This is a genomic window from Enterococcus timonensis (assembly GCF_900104595.1).
In the GTDB taxonomy this organism is placed as follows: domain Bacteria; phylum Bacillota; class Bacilli; order Lactobacillales; family Enterococcaceae; genus Enterococcus_J; species Enterococcus_J timonensis.
On record NZ_FNVY01000004.1, the window covers coordinates 99,395 to 121,522 of the forward strand.

The window sequence follows — 22,128 nt, forward strand, 5'->3', positions numbered from 1 at the left end:
AAGACACTTTGAAAAAGATAACGGAGGAACTATTTTGGCAAATGACCAAATTGTGATTCACGGCGCTCGCGCCCATAATTTAAAAAATATCGACGTGACGATTCCCCGGGACAAATTAGTAGTCGTTACCGGCTTATCTGGTTCGGGAAAAAGTTCGCTAGCTTTTGATACTTTATATGCAGAAGGACAACGGCGCTATGTGGAAAGTTTGTCAGCTTATGCGCGGCAATTTCTCGGCCAAATGGATAAACCAGATGTCGACTCGATTGACGGCTTGTCACCGGCGATTTCCATCGATCAAAAAACGACTAGTAAAAATCCCCGCTCAACGGTGGGGACGGTCACGGAAATTAATGATTATTTAAGACTTTTATATGCTCGAGTCGGGCATCCTATTTGTCCTAACGACCATATTGAAATTACTTCCCAATCCGTGGAACAAATGGTGGACCAAGTCTTAGCTTTACCAGAAAAAACCCGCGTCCAAATTATGGCGCCAGTCGTCAAGGCCAAAAAAGGCCAACATAAAAAAGTATTTGAAACGATTCAAAAAGAAGGTTATGTGCGAGTTAGAATCGATGGCGAACTTTACGAAATTTCTGAGCTTCCGGAATTAGAAAAAACTAAAAAACATGATATTGCCATTGTCATCGATCGGATTGTCGTCAAAGAAGGGATTCGTTCCCGCTTGTTCGATTCATTTGAAGCCTGTTTGCGTTTGGCAGATGGCTATGCTTTGGTGGATGTGATTGGCGGAGAAGAGATGCTCTTTTCTGAACATTATGCCTGTCCTTATTGCGGCTTTACGGTAGGAGAACTTGAACCACGCCTGTTTTCTTTTAACGCGCCATTTGGGGCATGCCCTGAGTGTGACGGATTAGGAATTAAATTAGAAGTGGATCTAGATCTGGTTATTCCCGATGAAAATAAAACATTGCGGGAAGGTGCGATTGCTCCGTGGAATCCCATCAGCTCCAATTATTATCCGACTATGTTGCAACAAGCTTGCGACGATTTCGGTATTGATTTGGATCGTCCTTATAAAAAATTGCCAGCAGAACATCGAGAAATTATTTTAAATGGTTCGAACGGTAAAACGTTTCATTTTCATTATGAAAATGAATTTGGTGGTGTCCGGGATGTAGAAGTGCCGTTTGAAGGGGTGGTGACTAATATTTCTCGCCGCTATAAAGAAACCAATTCTGATTTCACTCGCGGGCAAATGAAAAGCTATATGGCAGAACTCACTTGTCAATCTTGTCACGGTCTGCGGTTGAATCCCCAAGCATTGTCTGTTCAAGTCAATCACAAAAATATCGGGGAGATTTCCCAATTAGCAATTCAAAAAAATCTTGATTTTATGACAAATCTGACTTTAACGGAACAAGAAACGATGATTGCAAGTCCGATTTTAAAAGAAATCGGCGATCGGTTAACTTTCTTGAAAAATGTTGGTCTCGATTATTTAACATTGGCGCGCTCTGCGGGAAGTTTATCTGGCGGGGAGGCGCAACGGATTCGTTTAGCTACGCAAATCGGTTCGAATTTGTCAGGGGTTTTATATATTTTAGATGAACCTTCGATTGGTTTGCACCAAAGAGATAACGACCGCTTAATTGAGTCGCTGAAAAAAATGCGCGATCTCGGCAATACGTTAATTGTGGTGGAGCACGATGAAGATACGATGATGGCTAGTGATTATTTGATTGATGTCGGACCTGGGGCTGGGGCACTTGGTGGAGAAATTGTCGCCAGTGGCACGCCTGAAGAAGTCAAAAATAATCCTAACTCGATTACCGGACTTTATTTATCTGGCAAGAAAAAAATTCCTGTACCAGAAAAACGCCGAAAAGGGACTGGTAATAAAATCCGAATTACTGGCGCAACTGAAAATAATTTGAAGAATTTATCGGTTGATTTTCCACTAGGGAAATTCGTGGCAGTCACTGGTGTTTCTGGTTCCGGGAAATCGACGTTAGTCAATCAGATTTTGAAAAAAGCATTGGCGCAAAAAATTAACCATAATTCAGAAAAACCGGGGAAATTCAAAAAAATTACTGGTTTTGAAAACATTGAAAAAATTATTAATATCGATCAAAGCCCCATCGGCCGCACGCCGCGAAGTAATCCGGCAACGTATACGAGTGTTTTTGATGATATTCGCGATCTTTTTGCCAAAACGAATGAAGCAAAAATTCGCGGGTACAAAAAAGGGCGCTTTAGTTTTAATACGAAAGGCGGACGTTGTGAAGCTTGTAAAGGCGACGGCATTTTGAAAATTGAAATGCACTTTTTGCCCGACGTGTATGTGCCTTGTGAAGTTTGTCATGGCACCCGTTATAATTCTGAGACGCTAGAAGTGCGCTATAAGGGCAAGAATATTTCTGATATTTTAGAGATGACGGTAGAAGATGCAGTGGAATTTTTCCAACCCATTCCAAAAATCGCCCGCAAATTACAAACAATCTTAGACGTTGGTTTAGGCTATGTAAAATTAGGCCAACCGGCGACAACTTTATCTGGTGGTGAGGCCCAACGGATGAAGTTAGCTTCTGAGTTACACAAAATTTCTAACGGTAAAAACTTTTATATTTTGGACGAACCAACAACTGGTTTGCACACGGACGATATTGGACGCTTACTGGAAGTCTTGCAACGTTTGGTGGACAAAGGCAATACCGTCTTAGTCATTGAACATAATTTGGATGTCATTAAGTCAGCCGATTATCTGATTGACCTAGGTCCAGAAGGCGGCGATGGTGGCGGCATGATCGTTGCTACCGGAACACCAGAACAAGTTGCCAAAAATAAAGATAGTTACACCGGGTTTTATTTGAAGAAAGTTTTGGAATAGAAAAAAAGAAAAAGCGAAAATGCTGCGGCATTTTCGCTTTTCTTGATTTAGATCAATTTTTTTGACGAGATGAGGCGCTATACTTAGTTCAGAAAGAAGGAATTGAAATGAATCGACAAACATTTATTAAAGAAGAAATGCCTAAGTTAGAATTTTTCACCAGCCAAATTTTGAAAGTACATGGTGGACACCATCCAGAACTTGCCGATGTGCGGAAAGAATTTATCTTGCTAAGAGATAAAATTAGCGCGGATGCAAATGCCGACGTGACCCCGGAACTTAATCAACTAGCTCAAATTAGTAATAATTTCGCCGTGCCAGCTGATGCATGTCAGGCGTATGCGGCAACGTATCAATTGCTTTCTGAATTTAAAGAAATCGCTTAAGACAAATTCCTCGCTAACTACTGCCAAAAAAATTATAATGAGGGCAGAAAAGAAAGCGAGGGATTTTTATGTTAGAAATTGATTTTTCAAAAGACGGTCAAAATTGGCAAAAAGCAGAGTACAAAACAGCCGCTGATTTTTTGGCAGCAGAATACTTGGAAGTACCACCGTTTGAAGATTATTATCGCGTGAAACAAGTCTTGCTAGACGGTGAGGTTTTAATTTTAGAAGATGCCACAATTGGCGGATTGTTCAATGCACTGAATCACTAGAAAGTAGGTCGAAAAATGTTCATCACGGTTAGTCCAAAAGCTCGAGAAAAATTTCCGCAAAACTATCAAAATTTTTTGCTCTTGGCAAATGACGGCTCCAATCCATATTCTTCAGCAGAAGGTTGTTGTATGATTGGCGATCGCTTTTTGCTAGTGGCCATAAGTCAGGTTCCGGAGCAATACACCATTGAAATAACCGATAAAGACTTACATTTTTATTTTTCTGCTTACGAGGAAAATTTTTTGAGCGGACACTTGGTGATTGACGTGTCTGCTTCAGGGTTTCTCGTTTTGAAAAACGAAGGCGGGCTTTTGGATAATAATTTGGAAATAAAAAGAGCGTAAAATAACCGCCGAAAACAGCGAAAGTTGTTTTCGGCGGTTATTTTTTTGGTATTGTTTGACATCTTTATTGACGGTGTCTCAGCGTCAGAAACTAGGAGAAAAGATAAAATTATTTTAAAATCAAAAAACGATTTGAAAAAATTTTCCTATTTCTCTACGTTTCTAAATGACGCTTCGACATCCTTATTCAACGGTGTCTCAGGTGCAAGGCTTAGGAAAAAAGATAAAATTTCCGGAGAATGTACCATTCTTCCTCAATTTTCCTATTTTTCTACAGCCTTAATCACACCCTCGACAACCTTATTCGTCGGTGTCTCGAAGGCAATGGTTAGGAAATTAGACAAAATACTTTCAGTCAACAAGTTGACTTACACCATTTTGCTAAATTTCTACACCATTAAACGCCTTCTCGACATCCTTGGTTTTTAATCTTCTTCCATGATCATGGATAAAATCATTGGGTGGCGTTCGGTTTTTTCGAATAGGAAGGGTTGTAAGGCGTCGTTCATGGCGTCTCTTAGGCGGGCGGGGGTAACTTGTGGTTGTTGCAAGGCGCTCAAGAGGGCGTTATACAAAATGCGTTGGCCTTCTTGAATCATTTCGCCAGATTCTCGCATGTAGACAAATCCCCGCGATAAAATATCTGGTCCAGCAATCACTTCTTTTTTAGCAATATCAACAGTGACAACAGCTAAAACGAGACCTTCTTCAGATAAAATTCGGCGATCGCGCAAGACAACATTTCCAATGTCGCCAATTCCAGAGCCGTCGATGTAGACATCGTCTGCACCAAAGTGACCAGCGAAACGAACGGAGTCAGAAGTCAGTGCTAATACATCGCCATTTTCTTGGATAAAACAATTTTCCTCAGGGACACCCGTTGCTTGAGCTAAACCGGCATGCACTTTTTGCATTCGATATTCACCGTGAATGGGCATAAAGAATTTTGGTTTCATTAAACGAAGCATTAATTTTTGTTCCTCTTGACCACCGTGACCAGATGTATGGACGTTGTTGACTTTGCCGTGAATCACTTCAGCACCGGCTTCAGAAAGTAAATTAATTAAGTGATTAACACTTGTAGTATTTCCGGGAATTGGCGAACTAGAGAAAATAACTGTATCGCCAGGTTGCACAGTGATTTGACGGTGGGTCCCGTTAGCAATCCGACTAAGAGCAGCCATGGGTTCACCTTGTGATCCGGTACATAAAATCATCGTCTCATTAGCTGGCATCCGATTAATTGTTTGAGCATCGACAAAATTTTCTTCTGGAATAGTAATGTAACCAAGTCTTTGACCATTAGCAATCGCATTTTCCATGGAGCGACCAAAGACGGCGATTTTCCGACCGTTTTTCACAGCGGCTTCAGCGGCTTGTTGCAAACGGAAAATATTGGAAGCAAAGCTGGCAAAAATAATCCGGCCTTCAACTTTTTCAATAATTTTTGAAATAGATTGCCCAACAACTTGTTCTGATTTTGTAAAAGTTGGAATTTCGGCATTGGTGGAATCAGACATTAATAAAAGCACGCCTTCTTCACCGATGCGAGCCATTTTATGCAAGTTAGCAGGTTCGCCAACTGGAGTGAAGTCAAATTTAAAATCTCCTGTTTCCACGATATTACCACTTGGGGTTTTCACAACAACGCCTAAAGCATCAGGAATCGAGTGGGTGGTGCGGAAAAAACTAACGGAAGTTTTGCGGAATTTAATAATCGTTTCTTCATTAATTTCATGCAATTCAGCATCACGCAGCAAACCGTGCTCTTCTAATTTATTAGTAATTAAAGCTAACGCTAGCGGACCAGCATAAATTGGAATATTGGCTTGGCGTAACAAATAAGGGACGCCGCCGATGTGATCTTCGTGTCCGTGAGTGATGACTAAAGCTTTGACTTTAGCCAAATTTTGGATGATGTAACTGTAATCAGGAATTACATAATCAATGCCTAACAGTTCATCTTCAGGAAATTTAATACCGGCATCGATAATAATAATTTCATCTTGAAATTGAACGCCATACGTATTTTTCCCGATTTCGCCGAGTCCGCCAATGGCAAAAACAGCTGTTTCGTTATTTTTAATCGATAGTTTCATTTTAAAACTCCGTTAATGAGAAGTTCGCATTCTCTTTTTCATAAGCAAGATGTTTGTCATCTAACTCCTGGACAAATTCAATATTGTAAGGTGTATTTTGTTCCACGCGGGCGCGGGCGTCAACAATATTTTCTGCTTCGATATATAGTGATTGTGTTTGTTCCCGTTTAGGGTTCCGTTCTTTACTTACTTGATAGTAGACTTTGTATATCATATACATTCTCCTTTAAATAGTTAATTTTACTCGCATTAAGGCAACACAAATCAGGTGTACACGCCACCTGTTCATTTATCTTCGTTAAAAAGAAAAGTTTTTAACGAACAAAGACGCCTGTCTTCGTTTTTCGTAAAAATAAATTAGCAATACCCGTTTACTCGTTGCTTATATTTTAGCATATACAATTTTTATTGTATAGCGTCGGACTTTTATTTGGCGGTAAAAAAGTTTTACTCTCGGGCTTCTTTGTGCTAAATTGGAAAAAGGCGAATTTTTTTAGATTTTAGATGTCAAGAGGAGATGAGTAAATGAAATTAATGATGCGGTATTTACTACGCTACAAAAAATTATTGTTGGCCAACTTTTTATGTGTCTTTGGTTTTATTTTAATTGAACTTGGACTGCCAACCTTACTGGCGCAAATGATTGACGGCGGGATTGCCGATAATAATCCAAGCGAAATTTATCGCACCGGCGGCTTAATGGTGGTGGTCGTTGTAGTAGGTATTGTTTTAAATATTTTGCTAGGACTTATCGGCGCTAAAATGACCACCAATGTGATTCGCGATATTCGGGATGATTTATTTGAAAAAATGCAAACTTTTTCTCATACCGAATATGAAAAATTAGGTGTCAGTTCATTAATTACCCGGACCACTAATGATCCATATCAAATTATGCTTTTTTTAGGGATGGTTTTAAGAACGGGCTTTATGACGCCCATGATGTTTATTGCCAGTCTTTACTTGGTGATGCGCACTAGTCCTAATTTATCTTTGACGGTTTTAATTGCCTTGCCCTTTTTATTAATCGGGGTAGTCGTTGTAGCTAAAATTTCGGCGCCATTATCTGATCGGCAACAAAAAAATCTCGACAAAATTAATAGTATTTTGCGGGAAAACTTATCAGGTTTGCGAGTGATTCGGGCTTTTGTAAATGAAGATCACGAAGAAAAAAGATTCCAAAAAGTCAACGACGAATATACAAGTAGTTCGAAAAAATTATTTAAATTAATGGTCTCAGCGCAACCGGGATTTTTCTTTTTGTTTAATATTGTCATGGTTGTAGTAATCTGGCTTGGCGCTCGTCAAATCGGGGCCGGCACCTTGCAAGTGGGGAATTTAATTGCCTTTATTGAATATATTTTTCACGCTTTGTTTTCCTTTATGATGTTTGCGACAGTCTTTATGAGTTATCCGCGAGCTAGCGTTTCGGCGCGGCGGATTGAAGAAGCTTTTGCCACAGAACCTTTGATCACTTCCCCAGTCAATGGAGTGACGGAAACCAAAACGCATGGCGAGGTTGTATTTAACCATGTGACTTTTGCTTATCCAGGACATACGGAGCAACCGGTGATTCGTGACGTCTCATTTACCGCTAGCCCCGGTGAAACGGTGGCCTTTATTGGGAGTACCGGTTCCGGAAAATCCACGCTTATTCAATTGTTGCCAAGATTTTTTGATGTCACTTCCGGTGAAATTACAATTGATGGTGTCGATGTGAAAGAGTATAAATTAGATGCTTTGCGAAAAAAGATTGGTTACATTCCGCAAAAAGCGACACTATTTACCGGCACGATTGAAGAAAATTTACGGCAAGGGAAAATTGATGCTACGCCTGAAGAATTAGATGCAGCAATTGATATTGCTCAAGCGAAAGAATTTATTATGGAAAAACCTGGTCAACTGCAAGAAGAATTAGCAGAAGGCGGCAGTAATTTTTCCGGTGGACAAAAACAACGATTGGCCATTGCTCGAGCAATTATTCGCCGACCAGATATTTATGTTTTTGATGATTCTTTTTCAGCTTTAGATTATCAAACCGATGCCATATTAAGAGCGCGCCTAAAAGAAGTGACTCTGCAATCGACAGTCTTTATTGTGGCGCAACGAGTTTCAACAATTATGCAAGCTGATCGAATTATTGTTTTAAATGAAGGCGAAGTGGCGGGCATCGGTAGCCATCGTGAGCTATTAGAAACTTGTCCCCTTTATTATGATATTGCCTCATCGCAATTAACGGAGGAGGAATTAGCATGAAAAAAAATCTTGCAAGTTTAAACCGCCTCTTCACTTATATTAAGCCTTACCGTGGTAAATTTATTTTGGCTTTACTGGCGACTGTTTTAACAGTGGCGACTAATGCGGCGTTGCCGTATATTTCCGGCTTGCCGGCTACTAAAATTCAAGAAAATTTGACTGCCGGAGAGTCGTTAGATTTTACGTATATTTTAAAAGTATTAGGTTTGTTTTTGGCGATTGGTATTGCCAATACTATCGTGCAGTTGGTGGCCGGATTTGCCATGACCAATGTGGTGCAGTCGGCGATGGAAGATTTGCGTAATGACATTTCCAAAAAAATTAATCGCTTGCCGGTTTCATTTTTCGATACCCATCAACAAGGTGATTTACTTTCTCGGGTAACCAATGATGTGGATGCGGTCAGCGGGGCGATGCAGCAAAGTTTTATTGCCATCGTTTCAGCGTTTCTGTCGATTGTCACAGCAGTTTCCATGATGTTTTATATCAATGTCAAAATGGCGCTGTTGGCGATGTTGATGATTCCGTTGTCTTTGATTATTTCCCGAACGATTATTCACTATTCGCAAAAATATTTCAAAGGCCAACAAGATGCTTTAGGAGATCTCAATGGTTTTGTCCAAGAAAAATTAACTGGCTTTTCCGTTTTGAAATTATACGGACAAGAAGAAGAAACGTTGAATGGTTTTAAAAAAATTAACCATACTTTAAATTACTTCGGCTTTCGTTCGGCATTTATTTCTGGCTTAATGATGCCACTAGTTTCTTTAACCGCTTATAGCGCCTATATCGGAATTGCGATTTTAGGATCGCTGTCGGTGATTTCAGGCGCGATTGTGGTAGGGCAATTGCAAGCCTTCGTTCAATATATTTGGCAAGTTTCCCAACCCATGGGCAATATCACCCAGTTGTCTTCTGTTTTGCAAAGTGCATCGGCGGCGACTGAGCGGGTGTTTTCGATTCTTGATGAAGCCGAAGAAGTAGTTACGATGGACAATGTGCAACCGGCTAGTGCATTTCCAGTCAGTCAATTTTCTGGTCGGGTAGATTTTGAACAGGTCAGCTTTTCTTATAAAAAAGAGCAACCACTAATTGAAGACTTGAATTTTTCTGTCCTGCCTGGGCAAACGGTGGCCATTGTTGGACCAACGGGAGCGGGTAAAACGACTTTGATTAATTTATTGATGCGTTTTTACGATGTTGACGAAGGCGCCATTAAAATTGACGGCGTCGATACAAAACAAATGCCGCGCGAATCGGTGCGGGCCTTATTCGGGATGGTCTTACAAGATGCTTGGTTATATCACGAAACGATTATGGAAAATATTCGCTTTGGGAAACTAGACGCCGATGACTATCAAGTGGTCGACGCTGCCAAAACCGCTAACGTGGATCATTTTATTCGCACCATGCCAGACAGTTATGAAATGGAAATTAATGAAGAAGGTTCCAATATTTCTTTGGGACAAAAACAATTAATGACCATTGCTCGAGCTGTGATTAAAGATCCGAAAATTTTAATTTTGGATGAAGCAACCTCTTCTGTCGATACACGATTAGAAGGATTGATTCAAAAAGCCATGAATAAAGTGATGGAAGGACGAACGAGTTTTGTGATTGCTCACCGTTTGTCGACAATTCGCGAGGCTGATTTAATTTTAGTTATGCAACACGGGCATATTATTGAACAAGGGACACACGAAAGTTTATTAGCTAAACAAGGCTTTTACGAAAAATTATATCATGCCCAATTTCAAGAAGATGCTCCCGAATTAGTGTAAAAAGGATCATAAAATATAGTTTAAAAAGAAGGACCGGCGAAATGATGCTGGTCCTTCTTTTTAAACTAATTCTAAAGAAGAAAACACTTTCGGCTCTTTTAAGTCGTTTTCAATTCTGATGTTTGAGAAATGGTCTCAATTAGGTTAAAATAGGTCTGTTGTTTAATTGTGCGTTGAAGCATTTTTAGGAGGAAATTATGTCAGTTCTTGAAATAAAAAATCTTCACGTTGGTGTGGAGGACGAAGAGGGTACAAAAGAAATTTTAAAAGGGGTTAACCTCACCATGAAAACCGGCGAAATTCACGCCATCATGGGACCAAACGGCACAGGGAAATCTACTTTGTCGGCGGCTATTATGGGCAATCCTCATTATCAAGTGACCCAAGGGGAAATTTTGCTAGACGGTCAAGATGTTTTGGCGATGGCTGTTGATGAACGCGCGCGGGCGGGTTTATTTTTGGCGATGCAATACCCAAGCGAAATTGCCGGAGTAACTAACGCTGACTTTATGCGGGCGGCAATGAATGCCAAACGCGGAGAAGACGATAAAATTTCGGTGATGAAGTTTATTAAAAAATTAGATGAAAAAATGGAACTATTAAATATGCCTGAAGAAATGGCCGAACGTTATTTAAACGAAGGATTTTCTGGCGGTGAAAAAAAACGAAATGAAATTTTGCAGTTGTTGATGATTGAACCAACTTTTGCCATTCTTGATGAAATCGACTCCGGACTTGATATTGATGCGTTGAAAATTGTTTCTCGCGGTGTCAATGCTATGCGGGGCGAAAATTTTGGGGCGATGATTATTACCCATTACCAACGTTTGCTAGATTATATTACACCTGATGTGGTGCATATTATGATGGAAGGTCGCGTTGTTAAAACCGGCGGCGCCGAACTTGCAAAACAGTTGGAAGCACAAGGGTACGCTACGATTGCTGAAGAATTAGGCATTGATTACCGAGAAGAATTGTAGAGGTTATGATGGAAAATTTAAAAGAAAAACTCAACCTATTTTCACTGGGAAAAGAAGAGCCGGCTTGGTTTTTAGAAAAACGTCAGGAAGCTCTGGCCTTAATCGATACCTTGAAGTTGCCTTCTTTTCAAAGAGCGAAATATAATGATTTTAAATTATTGAATCAACCACTTGCAGAAAATGATTTTGAAACAAGTGAAGAATTATCAGCGAATATCTTGCCTGATTTTTTGGGGATGGAAAATCAACCTTTCTTATTTCAAACAGATAGCGTGACGAATTTTTCCCAATTACCGCAGGATTTAATTGATGCTGGTGTGATTTTTTGTGATTTGCAAAGTGCGATTGCCGACTATCCAGAGCTTGTTAAAAAATATTATATGACGACTGCGGTGAAAGCTGATGAAAATAAATTAACAGCTTTTCATTCTGCCTTTGTGGATAACGGTTCGTTTTTATATGTGCCAGACAATGTTGAAATTAAAGAACCGATTGAAGTAGTTTTTGCCCAAACTGCCACTAACCGAGCTTATGTAAAACACGTCTTAATTGTGGCTGGACGGAATGCGAAATTTTCTTATTTGGAACGATTTATTGCACCGACTGAAAGTGAGGTGGAGATTTCCGCCAATATTATCGCCGAAGTTATCGCCGGACCTGGTTCAACGGTGAAATATTCCGCTATGGATCAACTAGGCAAAAATGTGACCGCCTATGTGAATCGCCGTGGTTATTTGTTAAAAGATGCCATGATTGATTGGGCGATTGGTGTGATGAGTGATGGCAATATTTTAGCCGACTTTGATACGGATTTGGTAGGCGACGGCGCCCACTCAGAAATTAAAGCTGTAGCTATTAGTTCCGGTCAACAAAAACAAATTATCGATACCCGAGTGACAAATAAAGCTCCTCATACAGTAGGACATATTTTGCAACATGGGGTGATTATGGATCAAGCCACGTTAACTTTTAATGGGATTGGTCATATTTTAAAAGGGGCGCACGGTTCCGATGCGCAACAAGAAAGTCGAGTGCTAATGCTTTCTGACGGTGCTCGTGGCGATGCGAATCCGATTTTATTAATTGACGATAACGACGTCACGGCTGGACACGCTGCTTCGGTTGGCCAACTGGATCCATCAGAATTATATTATTTGATGAGTCGTGGCTTAAAAGAAGATCAAGCTCAACGTTTAGTGATTCGCGGATTTCTCGGTTCAGTCATTACGGCCATTCCGGTGAAAAAAACCCGTGATGAATTTATTGAAGTGATTGAAGGGAAATTACATGCCGAAATTTGATGAATTAAAAAAAGATTTTCCAATTTTATTTCAAGAAGTCAACGATGAGCCACTCGTTTATTTAGATAACGCGGCTACCACCCAAAAACCGCAAGCCGTTCTTGATGTTTTGCAAAAATATTATCAAGAAGACAACGCCAACGTTCATCGTGGCGTCCATACTTTAGCGGAGCGGGCTACTAAAGATTATGAAGACGCCCGAGAAAAAGTGCGAGCCTTTATTAATGCGGGAAGTACGAAAGAAGTTTTGTTCACCCGCGGCACGACGACTAGTTTAAATTGGGTGGCCGAAAGTTTTGGTGGTGCTATTCTTAAAGACGGCGATGAAATATTAATTTCATATATGGAGCACCATTCCAATATTATTCCTTGGCAACAAGTGGCCAAAAAAACGGGCGCCAAATTAATTTACACGAATTTAACGGCAGACGGGCAACTGGATCTCGCTGATTTCAAAGAAAAATTATCAAGCAAAACGAAAATTGTTTCTTTAGCTTACGCTTCAAATGTATTGGGTGTCGTTAACCCCGTTGAAGAGCTAACCACACTGGCCCATCAGGCTGGTGCGGTTATGGTAGTGGACGCTGCGCAAGCTGTGCCCCATTTGCCAGTGGATGTTCAAAAAATCGATTGTGATTTCCTCGCTTTTTCCGGCCATAAAATGTTAGGACCTACTGGAATTGGTATTTTATATGGCAAAGAAAAATATTTAGAGCAAATGGAGCCAATAGAATTTGGTGGCGAAATGATTGATTTCGTTTACGAAGATCATTCCACTTGGAAAGAATTGCCTTGGAAATTTGAAGCAGGGACGCCAAATATTGCCGGAGCCATTGGATTAGGTGCGGCGATTGATTATTTAAATGCGGTGGGAATGGAAAATATCGTTGCCCATGAGCAAGAATTAATCAATTATTTGTTGCCTCAATTAGAAGAAATTCCCGGACTAACGATTTACGGACCGCAAGATTCTAGTTTACATACCGGTGTCGTGGCGTTTAATCTGGTAGGATTGCATCCCCATGATGTGGCGACGGCTCTTGATATGGAAGGCATTGCCGTGCGCGCCGGACATCACTGCGCGCAAGTTTTAATGCGTTACTTAGACACGCCGGCGACTTGCCGAGCTAGTTTTTATTTATACAATACGAAAGAAGATTGCGACAAACTTGTTGCTGCGATTTATGCCACAAAGGAGTTTTTTAACCATGGGACTTTCTAAATTAGACACGTTATACCGCCAAGTCATCTTGGAACATTCAGCCCAACCTCATCATCACGGAAAATTATCCGGCGATGCGACTAACGAAATTGAGCTGAACAATCCAACTTGCGGCGATGTGATTTCTTTACAAGTAAAAATAGACGACGGGAAAATATCTGAAATTGCTTTTGACGGATCCGGCTGCTCGATTTCCACCGCCTCAGCGTCCATGATGACGGATGCCGTCTTAGGAAAAACAGTGGAAGAAGCCCAACAATTGGTTTTAGATTTTTCCAAAATGGTTCAAGGAGAAATTGAAGCACCAGATGAACTTGGCGATGCCGGCTTATTATCCGGTGTAGCAAAATTTCCAGCGCGAATCAAATGCGCCACATTGGCCTGGAAAGCTTTATATCAAGCTGTTGACAAGGAGGAACAAGATGACTGACATTAAAAATGAAGAAAATGAATACGAATATGGCTTTCACGATGACGTCACTCCTGTCTATACGACTGGTGTAGGCTTATCAGAAGACGTCATTCGCAAAATTTCTGCGGCCAAAGAGGAACCAGAATGGATGCTGGAATTTCGTTTGAAATCTTTAGCCATTTATAATAAATTAAAAATGCCGAGCTACGGACCCGATTTATCAGAGTTGGAACTAGATAAAATTAATTATTTTATCCGCTCAGCAGATCGAAAAGCCCGCTCTTGGGACGATGTACCAGAAGATATTAAAAAAACTTTTGAACGTTTAGGTGTGCCAGAAGCAGAACGGGCGCATTTGGCGGGCTCTTCCGCGCAATATGAATCAGAAGTTGTTTATCACAATATGAAAGACGAATTTTTGAAGTTGGGGATTATTTTCACCGATACTGACTCGGCGCTCAAAGAATATCCAGAATTATTTAAAGAATATTTCGCGACCTTGGTGCCGGCAGCCGATAATAAATTAGCTGCTTTAAACTCAGCATGTTGGTCAGGCGGAAGCTTTATTTATGTACCAAAAGGCGTTCGGACCGAAACACCGATTCAATCGTATTTCCGAATTAATTCGGCTAACACGGGTCAATTTGAACGGACGTTGATTATTGTCGATGAAGGAGCCAGCGTGAATTATGTCGAGGGCTGTACGGCGCCCACTTATTCGTCAGATAGTTTGCACGCGGCTGTTGTGGAAGTTTTTGTGAAAAAAGATGGTTACTGCCGCTACACAACGATTCAAAACTGGTCCAACAATGTTTACTCGCTAGAAACCAAACGCGCTGTGGCGATGGAAAATGCCACGATGGAATGGGTGGACGGCAACCTGGGCAGCAAAGTTACTATGAAATATCCTTCTGTTTATATGAATGGACAAGGCGCTCGGGGAACCATGTTGAGTATCGCTGTGGCCGGCAAAGGAATTGTTTTAGATAACGGCGCCCGGATGCTTCATAACGCACCCAATACTTCCAGCACGATTGTCAGCAAAAGTATTTCTAAAAATGGCGGCGAAGTAGATTATCGCGGCGAAGTAAAATTTGCCAAAAATTCCGCCGGCAGTATGTCACATATTGAATGTGACACGATTATTATGGATGAATTTTCTAAATCGGACACGATTCCGTTTAATGAAATTCATAATTCGAAGGTCAATCTAGAACACGAAGCCAAAGTTTCCAAAATTTCCGAAGAACAATTATTTTATTTGATGAGTAGAGGTTTGACTGAAGCCCAAGCCACTGAAATGATCGTGATGGGCTTTGTGGAACCATTTACCAAAGAATTACCCATGGAATACGCCGTTGAACTCAATCGATTAATTGGGATGGAAATGGAAGGGTCTGTGGGATAACCCTTAAATAATAGCTAGGATTGGCTTTATAGAGCCTTTCCTATCTTTTTTATTTTGTCTTAAATTAGAAATCCTATCTAAAATCCTATCTATTTGTTTATTGTGCAAGATAATTTGCTAATTTTTGGCTAGTATTTTCTGCTTGTTTAGGGGTAACGTGGCTATAAATGTTCATTGTGGTTTTAACGTCTTTGTGTCCTAAACGTTTTTGAACCTCATTAATACTTGCGCCACTTTCAAACATAAGAGAACAAGCCGTATGCCTAAAACCGTGAGGAGTTATCCTTTTAAAGGTTATTCCTTCTTTTTCTGCTTTGTCATATACCCATGTTAACCAATCGTTAGCAATCTGAGGGTGAAATGGCAACACTTTTTTTGACAAAATTTATAAGGTGTCATTTTTTGTCTCGTGTTATTATTCCGATTGCCCTTGACAATGAGCCTCCTCGGATATGATTCTCTACGGCAGAAGCTCACTCAAATGAATGAAGCCGCCTCACTCGGTGTATCATATCCGCGCTCATTATCAAGGGTTCGCTTCGCCAATCTCTGATAACGAAATCCAATTGGTGTCTCGTAACCAAGTGTCCCATGCAATCGTAAATGATTCCACCAATTGACGTAGTCAAATAATTCTAATTCTAACTGTTCCAAAGACTCAAACCGAAATTGATGAACAAATTCTACCTTCACTGACTTGTATGTAGATTCAGCTACTGCATTATCATAAGGACAACCTTTTTTGCTCAGAGAGCGAGTAATGCCAAAGGCTCCAATAATCTCTTCAATCGTTTGATTGTCAAATTCTTTTCCACGATCGGTGTGGAAGAGCTGCACTTCTGTCAATGGATAAGAAATACGAGTAAAAGCCCGCTTGACCAAGCTTGCATCTTTTCTTTTGCCACAAGAATACCCAATAATTTCTCGATTGAACAAATCAAGAATCAAACAAATATAATGCCATTTTTTCCCAACACGTACATAAGTTAAATCAGTGACAATAGCTTCCAGAGGCTCTTTATTTCTAAAATCTCGAGCTAAAATATTATCTGTTTTTGATTCATTACAGGAAGAGGAATGGTTTTTGAAATGAGCCAAAGTATAGCTCGATTTCAATCCCCGTTGTTTCATGATGCGACCGATTCTCCGACGACTCACTTGGATGTCGCGATTCGCTAAGATTTGTTTTAATTTTCTTGTGCCGTAAGCCTTGCGATTACGAACAAATTCTTCTGTGATAGCTTCTTCCAATTCAGCTTCATTTTTTACGAGTTTTGGCTGGTAATAATACGTTTGACGGGAAATTCCTAAGACTTTACACATCGCTGATATCGAGTATTTGTGCTTATTGGCATCAATTACTTGTCTTTTCGTCCGAATATCAGCGCTGCTTGCTTTAAAATATCATTTTCCATTTCTAGCTGTTGGTTTCGCTTGCGCAAAGCGATCATTTCTTTTTGTTCTGGGGTCAAGTTATCTTTCTCTTTGAAAGAACCAGAGGTTTCTGCTTGTTTAATCCATTTATCAAAAGAAGAAGCGGTTAATTCATACTCACGAATAATTTCTACCCGTGATTTTCCGGCTAGATATAGATCGACTACCTGTTGTTTAAATTCTTTTGAATAAGTTCTTCGTGGACGTCTTGACATAAAAATTCCTCCAGTGTGTTTTTTTCTATTCTACACACCTTATTTTTTTTGTCTAGTCTAGTGTAGCCGATTCAGTAACTGAAAATTGGGGTTTTGGCAAAGGTATGATGATTTCCTGGACCCGATGTAAAAGTCTGATGCCCATCAAATGCAATGGGTATTAAAAACCGTTGCACTTCGCAGGTATATGTAAATTATTTAACAAATTAAGTTAAGAAGCTCGAATTGGATTGAAATTTTGGGCTTTTTTTTTGGAGATTTTCTCTGGATGGAATAGATCACCAGGAATAAAGCTTCAATTGCTCACTTTGGAAACTGGTGAATTACTGAAATTATTTCAATGTTAAACAGTATTTTGTCATATGAGAACAGATAATAATTTTCCTAATTTAGGCTCGTAAATCGGAATAATCTACCACAGGAAAAGAAAGTAGGATCACTAATGGCAGTAGTGTGGGACAGTAAAACAACATTAGAATGGTTGCTAGAATTGAAGAAAGAAATTGAAAGGTTGGGATTGCAAGATTATCCTTCTCGAACTATTTACCAAGAGAAGTATGATAATGAAAAATTGCCGTCACCTAACAGCTACCTCAATAATACCGGGATGACTTGGTCAGAAATTTTGGAAACAATTGGTTACCCGATTGAGAAAATCCGAAGGGCTAAGTATAAGATAAAAAATACGGAAAACATGGGAAGACCTGTATTGTTTGATAAAACTAAAAGAGAAACAAAGTACGGTTTTGTTAATGATAAGCTTTTGTTCAAGGTTGGAGAACTAATTTTTAAAGAGGGAATCGTTACAAAAGAAACTTACGGTGAGAAAAGAAATGGGGAGCTACCTTCTTATGGCCCTTTAATTAAAGAGTACGGTTCCTGGAAACATGTTAAAGAATTATCGTTAAAAATTTATAGAGATGAAATGGAGTAAAAAATGGAAGAGAAAAGATTTGAAATTGAAACAGATGAGAGATTTAAAGAGACTTTTGGGAAATTACTTGGGGCATTTGGGTTAGATGTTTCGAATAATTTGTGGCCTAACGACATGGAAAAAGAACACTTTGTTATTTTGGCCAACAATATTACAATGCTTGGTTCAGAAAAAGGTAATTTTTATTGCACGGTTCGTGACTTGGAAACAAAAAGAGAATATAGCTATCAATTCAACTATTATGGACTATTAAAATATCTCTTTTTGATTTATTACTCTAAAGTCTTTGTCGAAAAACCACTCTTCTTCACTTTTTACAATTTTTTGATTGAAGTAGAAAAACAAGAAAAATCTGCTCAACTTCCTGTATGGGAGTTTTCACGTAAAGAAGTCGATCAATATGTTGAAGCGAATATCATTAGCGCTGGGATAGATGGCATGTCTACCAGAATGAGAATGCTCAACGAAATGCAAGAATTCATGGTGAATTTTGCACATATTCATAACCAAGACAATGTTAAAGGGTCACCTTGGAGACCAAAAGATATTGGGAAATATGTGAATGAAGCAAAATCTAGAGTCACAGCCCGATTGCAACTTGAAGATATTTATGAGTTAGCTAAAATTGCCGATGATATGCAGTCGGTGGTTGTTCCGCTACTTATTTTTGAAGGTGTCCGTTTTACCATCGGTGCCAAGAATGACGAATTGATTTTCATTAAAAAAACTGATATAAATGAAGATGATCGAACGATTTCTATAAAAGGTAGAGGCAAATCACCGTTGAATAGAATCATAAAGTTAACTGAAAAATCTTTCGAGATAGTTAAAGCTGCATTGCTACAAAATACTAGTATTAGCTGGGACTATTTCTCAATGGAATTCACGGATTCGCCGTTGCTAGATTCTCCATATTTGCTAAGATCCAGTCATACGCCTCGTTTTAATGAAGAAAATAAGCCAGTTTCTTCTGCTATGATAACAAGTCGAATCAGAGAAATGAGAGAACTGGTGAAAGAGATTGGAGTTGTGGAATTTACAGGATCATCTATCGCTGAAGACGGCAAAATATTTTACATCAAGAAATTTCTAAAAGAAACAGATGATATAAAAAAAGCCATAATTATGACCTTAAAGAGATTTGGAGAATGGAATTATGACCATTTAGGAGAAGCTAGTTTTGAACTAACCAACGATGGAAATAAAACAAGATTTTTTAGAATGAAAAGAAAGTGGGATGCAAAAATGCAAGAGGATGAAAGTTAGCCAGGAAGTAGTATAATTATTCTCAGCATCTATTAAGAAAGAAATGTTGAAAAATGAACTCAATGGAAAAAATCAAACAATTTATCAACGATCGTAACTGGGGTCAATATCATAACGAAAAGGATCTGGCTTTATCCATCACTTTGGAAGCTAGCGAGTTGCTGGAATTATTTCAATGGAAAACAGCTGAAGAAGGTCGAAAAGATACCGAGCGCCTGAAAGAAGAATTAGCAGACGTAATTATTTACTCGTACCAAATGGCTGATAAATTAGGCTTTGACGTCGATGAAATTATCGCTGAAAAACTAGTAAAAAACGCCGAGAAATATCCGATTGAAAAAGTTTTAGCTGAAAATGCCAAAAATCAGGAGTAAAGATACAAACGACGATTGATTTTATAAAAGGAGTTGATTATTTTATGGTCTTAGAAAATAAACTTGGGATTAATGATTCAGCCCAGCTTAGACGACAAGAAGAATTATTGACCAAGAGACGTGTTAAACAAATGTTTGAAACTGGTCAACTTAATCAGTTTGAGGTGGGTACGTTCAAGGGTTTGTCTGAGATTCACGATTACATTTTTCAGGATGTTTATAAGTTTGCTGGTCAGATGCGCAGTGTGAATATTGCTAAAGACCAGTTCAGATTTTCTCCGGTAGTATACCTGAAAGTGGCGCTGGCTAATATTGATCAGATGCCACAAAATAATTTCGATAATATTGTGGAAAAATACGTTGAGATGAATGTTGCACATCCTTTTCGTGAGGGAAATGGGCGAAGTATGCGTATTTGGCTGGATTTGATTTTCAAAAAATCGCTAGGGAAAATTATCGACTGGAATGCAATTGATAAGGATGATTATTTAATGGCGATGCAGCGTAGTCCGATTAAAGATATCGAGATTAAACATTTACTGCGTCACGCATTGGTTGATGATTTGAGTAAGGAAACTTTCTTCAAAGGCGTGGATGCTTCCTATAATTATGAAGGATATTACGAGATTAAAACAGAAGATTTAGATGGTGAGTTTGAATAAACATATCAGGATATGTTTCTGAAAAATATACTATGTTGTCCAACTGTCAATTATTAGTTGACAGTTGCGAACCACTCCGTCCATTATCTAATGAAAAAATAAAAAATTTGCCAACAAAAATGAGCTGGGAGTACTCGTTCTTGTTGGCAAGTTTTTTTAAAATAGCATAGAAAGGAGTCTCCATCATGAAAAGGATTGTTGTATCAGGGAGCATGGAATTTATCGAGAAGATGAAAAATTGTGCCAACATTTTGAGTCAAAGGGGATTTTCCGCTGTTACGCCTGAGGAGGCTGACTGGAAAAGTATTGATAAAAATAAAATGAACCAATTTAAGCGTGCGATGTCTGCCAAATATTTTAATGAGGTGGCCCATAAAACGACTGGCGCTGTGCTGGTGGTGAATGAAACGAAGATGGGAATTCCCAATTATATTGGCGCGAACACTTTTGCGGAAATCGCGATTGCTTTTTTTTCAGGCAAGAAAATATATTTGTTAAACGATTTTTATCCGCCATATTTAGATGAACTGGCGGCGTGGGGGGCTATGCCGTTGCTTGGTAAAATTGAAAATCTCTTTGAAATGGAAAGTTGATACTCTATTTCAAATTGCCGTAAATTTTTAGAGAGGGAATTTTTGAGATTCCTGCCGATTCATTTCTTAAGTTTTTCTAAAGTGCGTAATTTCGTAAAACATTTTACCTCCTTCATTTCGTATCAATAGGTGAGAAGACTTGAAATGGAGGAGAAAAATATGGAAACTACAAAACTTTCGGCGCGGCAATTTATGAATTTGAAAATGACCACCTTGGAAAAAAGAATCGTCAAATTTTATCGGGAGGACCCCAGTGATCTGCGTTTTTTAAAAGAAGTAGCATTGTTAAAAATTCGCCAGACGTTAACTGATGGCCAGAAAAAATATTTCCCACTAGGAGCGATGGTCCGCAGTATTTTGCGGCGTTTGTTAAAACGCCAGTGTCTGACAAAAATTGTCCAACGGCTGTGGCAGCTTTTAAAGCATTATTTTAAACGGGCGGAGATCTTTTTGCTGGAGAAAAAATTTCTGAAAAGCGGGCGGGGATTGTGGCAGAGACTTACGGGATTTTTGCGCCGACACTTTTTGAAAAATACTAGTGAAGTTGACCCAAAAAATAGTGAGATATTAATGCAACCACAAAACTCAGCGCCATCGTCGCTCTTTGAAAACAGCAGCTCAATCTCGCAACAGGCAAACCCGATGACACTCCCGCAACCACCACCAGCTGAGGAATTGCCAAAATTTCGCTGCTTGATCAACGGCGTAAATAAAAAGTTGGTTAGTTGAAAAAAAGTAATAACGTGTCTTAATTTTTAAACAAAGTTCGCCCAACTATCCCCGCAAATAAAAAAACTCGCCGGGCAAACGCCCGACAAGTTCCGTTTTAGTTTTTATAACAATTTTGTATATGGTGAAGATCAATCGGTTATTCTAATGTGATCAATCCACAAAAGCAATTAATCTAAAGGTTTCTCTGCTGTAACTGGAACTTTTCTGAAGATTTTCCCCTTCAAATAAAGGGACAGACCCACCACATGCCCGGCGTAAATTCCCACTAGCAGCCAGCGTAACCAAGTAAAATCCACTAGTAGAATCGGAATCAAAAAGACTAGACCCATGACAAAAAACATTTTGATCATGCTTTTAGTAGTCATTTGTTTTTGAAGAAATGGTTTTTCTACGTATTTTTGATAGTGTGGGGAAGTTACGAAACGTTGATGTAATTTTTCTGAGCTGCGGATCCAGAAAAAGCCAGTCAATAAGTAAAAGCCGGTAGTTGGTAAAATCGGCAAGAAAATTCCTAGTGTCCCTAGCGTAAAGAAAATTCCGCCAAGTGCTATGTATAAATATTTTTTCATTATTTCCATCCTTTCATCAGTTCGTCTGATTAT

The 22,128-nt window shown here is 39.3% G+C and carries 21 protein-coding genes and 1 pseudogene; 17 read left to right on the forward strand and 5 right to left on the reverse strand.

What is annotated here, in order from left to right; translation table 11 throughout:
* The first annotated feature begins 34 nt into the window (after positions 1-34).
* The 4 genes from uvrA (at position 35) to BQ5341_RS04995 (ending at position 3,857) form a co-directional block, all read left to right on the forward strand.
* Complete coding sequence (uvrA, locus tag BQ5341_RS04980) at positions 35-2,854, forward strand: excinuclease ABC subunit UvrA (RefSeq protein WP_071130942.1); 2,820 nt, start codon at positions 35-37, stop codon at positions 2,852-2,854.
* Positions 2,855-2,961: 107 nt separating this feature from the next.
* Entirely contained in the window at positions 2,962-3,240 is a 279-nt protein-coding gene (locus tag BQ5341_RS04985; RefSeq protein WP_071130943.1) for a hypothetical protein, read from the forward strand.
* Between the two features lie 68 nt (positions 3,241-3,308).
* A complete protein-coding gene (locus tag BQ5341_RS04990) occupies positions 3,309-3,512 on the forward strand; it encodes a hypothetical protein (RefSeq protein ID WP_071130944.1) in 204 nt (67 codons plus the stop codon).
* Between the two features lie 15 nt (positions 3,513-3,527).
* The gene (locus BQ5341_RS04995; RefSeq protein ID WP_071130945.1) at positions 3,528-3,857 is read left to right on the forward strand and encodes an iron-sulfur cluster biosynthesis family protein; all 330 of its coding nucleotides are present in this window, start codon (positions 3,528-3,530) and stop codon (positions 3,855-3,857) included.
* A 425-nt stretch (positions 3,858-4,282) separates the two neighbouring features.
* Here BQ5341_RS04995 and rnjA read toward each other — a convergent pair whose 3' ends face one another.
* Both rnjA and BQ5341_RS05010 read right to left on the reverse strand, forming a co-directional pair.
* A complete protein-coding gene (rnjA, locus tag BQ5341_RS05005; protein WP_071130947.1) occupies positions 4,283-5,956 on the reverse strand; it encodes a ribonuclease J1 in 1,674 nt (557 codons plus the stop codon).
* A 1-nt stretch (position 5,957) separates the two neighbouring features.
* Entirely contained in the window at positions 5,958-6,170 is a 213-nt protein-coding gene (locus BQ5341_RS05010) for a DNA-directed RNA polymerase subunit epsilon (RefSeq protein ID WP_071130948.1), read from the reverse strand.
* Positions 6,171-6,481: 311 nt separating this feature from the next.
* On the opposite strand from BQ5341_RS05010, the gene BQ5341_RS05015 reads away from it, so the two are divergent.
* The 7 genes from BQ5341_RS05015 to sufB all read left to right on the forward strand — a co-directional run bounded on the left by BQ5341_RS05015 (position 6,482) and on the right by sufB (position 15,316).
* Positions 6,482-8,212: an ABC transporter ATP-binding protein gene (locus tag BQ5341_RS05015; protein WP_071130949.1), complete on the forward strand. Its 1,731-nt coding sequence runs from the start codon at positions 6,482-6,484 to the stop codon at positions 8,210-8,212.
* Positions 8,209-9,993: an ABC transporter ATP-binding protein gene (locus BQ5341_RS05020; protein WP_071130950.1), complete on the forward strand. Its 1,785-nt coding sequence runs from the start codon at positions 8,209-8,211 to the stop codon at positions 9,991-9,993. The genes BQ5341_RS05015 and BQ5341_RS05020 overlap by 4 nt, the downstream gene beginning before the upstream one ends.
* 197 nt (positions 9,994-10,190) lie before the next feature.
* Positions 10,191-10,973, forward strand: a complete 783-nt coding sequence (gene sufC / locus BQ5341_RS05025) for a Fe-S cluster assembly ATPase SufC (protein ID WP_071130951.1) — start codon at positions 10,191-10,193, stop codon at positions 10,971-10,973.
* Between the two features lie 5 nt (positions 10,974-10,978).
* The gene (gene sufD, locus BQ5341_RS05030; RefSeq protein WP_071130952.1) at positions 10,979-12,274 is read left to right on the forward strand and encodes a Fe-S cluster assembly protein SufD; all 1,296 of its coding nucleotides are present in this window, start codon (positions 10,979-10,981) and stop codon (positions 12,272-12,274) included.
* Positions 12,261-13,496 (forward strand): cysteine desulfurase, encoded by a 1,236-nt coding sequence (locus tag BQ5341_RS05035; RefSeq protein WP_071130953.1) that lies wholly within the window; start codon positions 12,261-12,263, stop codon positions 13,494-13,496. Before sufD ends, BQ5341_RS05035 begins: the two co-directional genes overlap by 14 nt.
* The gene (sufU, locus tag BQ5341_RS05040) at positions 13,483-13,926 is read left to right on the forward strand and encodes a Fe-S cluster assembly sulfur transfer protein SufU (RefSeq protein WP_071130954.1); all 444 of its coding nucleotides are present in this window, start codon (positions 13,483-13,485) and stop codon (positions 13,924-13,926) included. Before BQ5341_RS05035 ends, sufU begins: the two co-directional genes overlap by 14 nt.
* Positions 13,919-15,316 (forward strand): Fe-S cluster assembly protein SufB, encoded by a 1,398-nt coding sequence (gene sufB / locus BQ5341_RS05045; RefSeq protein ID WP_071130955.1) that lies wholly within the window; start codon positions 13,919-13,921, stop codon positions 15,314-15,316. The genes sufU and sufB overlap by 8 nt, the downstream gene beginning before the upstream one ends.
* Before the next feature lie 97 nt (positions 15,317-15,413).
* Here sufB and BQ5341_RS05050 read toward each other — a convergent pair.
* Positions 15,414-15,677 (reverse strand): annotated as a pseudogene (locus tag BQ5341_RS05050) (tyrosine-type recombinase/integrase); the annotation flags it as partial.
* Positions 15,678-15,793: 116 nt separating this feature from the next.
* Positions 15,794-16,965, reverse strand: a protein-coding gene (locus BQ5341_RS05055; protein ID WP_106396145.1) for an IS3 family transposase whose coding sequence is annotated in 2 segments (ribosomal slippage) — positions 15,794-16,689 and positions 16,689-16,965 — 1,173 coding nt in all. Because the reading frame shifts where the segments join, the coding sequence is not laid out codon by codon here.
* A gap of 442 nt (positions 16,966-17,407) precedes the next feature.
* On the opposite strand from BQ5341_RS05055, the gene BQ5341_RS05065 reads away from it, so the two are divergent.
* The 6 genes from BQ5341_RS05065 (at position 17,408) to BQ5341_RS05090 (ending at position 21,523) form a co-directional block, all read left to right on the forward strand.
* Positions 17,408-17,899 carry a hypothetical protein gene (locus BQ5341_RS05065; RefSeq protein ID WP_071130957.1) on the forward strand — a complete coding sequence of 164 codons (492 nt, stop codon included), beginning with the start codon at positions 17,408-17,410 and terminating at the stop codon, positions 17,897-17,899.
* A gap of 3 nt (positions 17,900-17,902) precedes the next feature.
* Positions 17,903-19,165, forward strand: coding sequence for a phage lytic cycle repressor MrpR family protein (locus BQ5341_RS05070; RefSeq protein WP_071130958.1), 1,263 nt, complete (start codon positions 17,903-17,905; stop codon positions 19,163-19,165).
* A 53-nt stretch (positions 19,166-19,218) separates the two neighbouring features.
* On the forward strand, positions 19,219-19,539 hold the full coding sequence (locus tag BQ5341_RS05075) for a nucleotide pyrophosphohydrolase (protein WP_071130959.1): 321 nt from the start codon (positions 19,219-19,221) through the stop codon (positions 19,537-19,539).
* 44 nt (positions 19,540-19,583) lie between these two features.
* Complete coding sequence (gene fic / locus BQ5341_RS05080; RefSeq protein WP_071130960.1) at positions 19,584-20,201, forward strand: protein adenylyltransferase Fic; 618 nt, start codon at positions 19,584-19,586, stop codon at positions 20,199-20,201.
* Positions 20,202-20,413: 212 nt separating this feature from the next.
* The gene (locus BQ5341_RS05085; RefSeq protein ID WP_158661741.1) at positions 20,414-20,794 is read left to right on the forward strand and encodes a hypothetical protein; all 381 of its coding nucleotides are present in this window, start codon (positions 20,414-20,416) and stop codon (positions 20,792-20,794) included.
* Positions 20,795-20,953: 159 nt separating this feature from the next.
* Positions 20,954-21,523, forward strand: a complete 570-nt coding sequence (locus BQ5341_RS05090) for a hypothetical protein (RefSeq protein ID WP_071130962.1) — start codon at positions 20,954-20,956, stop codon at positions 21,521-21,523.
* Between the two features lie 170 nt (positions 21,524-21,693).
* Here BQ5341_RS05090 and BQ5341_RS05095 read toward each other — a convergent pair whose 3' ends face one another.
* Positions 21,694-22,095 carry a YbaN family protein gene (locus BQ5341_RS05095; protein WP_071130963.1) on the reverse strand — a complete coding sequence of 134 codons (402 nt, stop codon included), beginning with the start codon at positions 22,093-22,095 and terminating at the stop codon, positions 21,694-21,696.
* Positions 22,096-22,128: the final 33 nt, after the last annotated feature.

What these genes read in the sequence shown, in the direction of transcription:
- fic (WP_071130960.1), top strand. Translation starts at nt 19,584, where the DNA reads ATGGTCTTAGAAAATAAACTTGGGATTAATGATTCAGCCCAGCTTAGA.
- BQ5341_RS04990 (WP_071130944.1), top strand. Translation starts at nt 3,309, where the DNA reads ATGTTAGAAATTGATTTTTCAAAAGACGGTCAAAATTGGCAAAAAGCA.
- BQ5341_RS05035 (WP_071130953.1), top strand. Translation starts at nt 12,261, where the DNA reads ATGCCGAAATTTGATGAATTAAAAAAAGATTTTCCAATTTTATTTCAA.
- BQ5341_RS04985 (WP_071130943.1), top strand. Translation starts at nt 2,962, where the DNA reads ATGAATCGACAAACATTTATTAAAGAAGAAATGCCTAAGTTAGAATTT.
- BQ5341_RS05070 (WP_071130958.1), top strand. Translation starts at nt 17,903, where the DNA reads ATGGAAGAGAAAAGATTTGAAATTGAAACAGATGAGAGATTTAAAGAG.
- BQ5341_RS04995 (WP_071130945.1), top strand. Translation starts at nt 3,528, where the DNA reads ATGTTCATCACGGTTAGTCCAAAAGCTCGAGAAAAATTTCCGCAAAAC.
- BQ5341_RS05075 (WP_071130959.1), top strand. Translation starts at nt 19,219, where the DNA reads ATGAACTCAATGGAAAAAATCAAACAATTTATCAACGATCGTAACTGG.
- sufB (WP_071130955.1), top strand. Translation starts at nt 13,919, where the DNA reads ATGACTGACATTAAAAATGAAGAAAATGAATACGAATATGGCTTTCAC.
- BQ5341_RS05015 (WP_071130949.1), top strand. Translation starts at nt 6,482, where the DNA reads ATGAAATTAATGATGCGGTATTTACTACGCTACAAAAAATTATTGTTG.
- BQ5341_RS05085 (WP_158661741.1), top strand. Translation starts at nt 20,414, where the DNA reads ATGGAATTTATCGAGAAGATGAAAAATTGTGCCAACATTTTGAGTCAA.
- BQ5341_RS05090 (WP_071130962.1), top strand. Translation starts at nt 20,954, where the DNA reads ATGGAAACTACAAAACTTTCGGCGCGGCAATTTATGAATTTGAAAATG.
- BQ5341_RS05020 (WP_071130950.1), top strand. Translation starts at nt 8,209, where the DNA reads ATGAAAAAAAATCTTGCAAGTTTAAACCGCCTCTTCACTTATATTAAG.
- sufC (WP_071130951.1), top strand. Translation starts at nt 10,191, where the DNA reads ATGTCAGTTCTTGAAATAAAAAATCTTCACGTTGGTGTGGAGGACGAA.
- BQ5341_RS05095 (WP_071130963.1), bottom strand. Translation starts at nt 22,095, where the DNA reads ATGAAAAAATATTTATACATAGCACTTGGCGGAATTTTCTTTACGCTA.
- rnjA (WP_071130947.1), bottom strand. Translation starts at nt 5,956, where the DNA reads ATGAAACTATCGATTAAAAATAACGAAACAGCTGTTTTTGCCATTGGC.
- BQ5341_RS05010 (WP_071130948.1), bottom strand. Translation starts at nt 6,170, where the DNA reads ATGATATACAAAGTCTACTATCAAGTAAGTAAAGAACGGAACCCTAAA.
- sufD (WP_071130952.1), top strand. Translation starts at nt 10,979, where the DNA reads ATGATGGAAAATTTAAAAGAAAAACTCAACCTATTTTCACTGGGAAAA.
- sufU (WP_071130954.1), top strand. Translation starts at nt 13,483, where the DNA reads ATGGGACTTTCTAAATTAGACACGTTATACCGCCAAGTCATCTTGGAA.
- BQ5341_RS05065 (WP_071130957.1), top strand. Translation starts at nt 17,408, where the DNA reads ATGGCAGTAGTGTGGGACAGTAAAACAACATTAGAATGGTTGCTAGAA.